An 847-nucleotide genomic window follows, 5' to 3' on the forward strand; every position below is an offset into this window, starting at 1 on the left:
CAGCACGTAATCTTTGCCGCGTTTAAAGAGCTGTCGCCCCTGTTGCTCCACCACGGCGACTAAGGAGACGGCGGCTTTCAGGTGCTGTAATTCTGCTTCCGGGATGCGTGCCATAAGTTTGTTCCTTTAGAACCTTGTCAAGACCACTAATATGTTTTATTATGGCACATATATATGTACTATCGTCAAGTGGATATTAATCAAGGGGGTAAAATCATGAGTCACTCGGTTTACTGGTGCTTATCTATGCCCTTATCTGAACGACTCATTGCTTTACGTAAGCAACGTAGCTTATCTCAGCAGGCGATGGCTGATGCTATTGGGATTCATGCTAATAGCTGGAAGAAGTACGAGACAGGGCAGGCTCAGCCTTCCCTCGATGTATTGAAGAAGATCGCGACTTCGCTGAATGTCAGCACGGACTTTTTGTTATTTGATGAACATGAACGTGTGCCAGTTGATGAACTTTCCTTGCAGTTTGAAGCCATCAGCCAGCTTCCTGATGATGAACAGAGTATTGTTCGTGAAGTGCTGGAGAGTTTAATTATCAAGTATCAGTCCCGACGTTGGGATTCAGCCAGACAGGCAGCGAAGAAGAAAGAAGAGTAACGAATAAAGCTAACGCGGGTTGCCAGTGCGCCAACACTGACAACCCGCTCACCACAGCAACTATAGGAGTAGTGACTATGGCTAAGGCGCATTCTAAGACAGAAGTGGCAGTAAATAAAGCTGCAAAAACAGAACGTTATTACACGGTGGGTTATGTGCCGAACGGTAACCGGGTAAACAAGGCCACACCGGCGATACATCTGAAGGGGCAGTGGCTGAGACAGGCGGGGTTTAATAC

Annotated in this window: 2 protein-coding genes; both read left to right on the forward strand. The window is 47.0% G+C overall.

The window, feature by feature from the left end:
• Positions 1-246: 246 nt before the first annotated feature.
• Positions 247-609: a helix-turn-helix domain-containing protein gene (locus ACGF5R_RS24180; protein WP_046976653.1), complete on the forward strand. Its 363-nt coding sequence runs from the start codon at positions 247-249 to the stop codon at positions 607-609.
• Positions 610-686: 77 nt separating this feature from the next.
• The coding region (locus ACGF5R_RS24185; protein ID WP_387693162.1) for a SymE family type I addiction module toxin at positions 687-847 on the forward strand (161 nt) is incomplete at its 3' end.

Source organism: Photorhabdus sp. RM71S (genome assembly GCF_042879355.1).
Lineage (GTDB): Bacteria > Pseudomonadota > Gammaproteobacteria > Enterobacterales > Enterobacteriaceae > Photorhabdus > Photorhabdus kayaii.

Excerpts from the sequence above, each read along its gene's own strand:
- ACGF5R_RS24180 (WP_046976653.1), top strand. The coding sequence starts at position 247 with ATGCCCTTATCTGAACGACTCATTGCTTTACGTAAGCAACGTAGCTTA.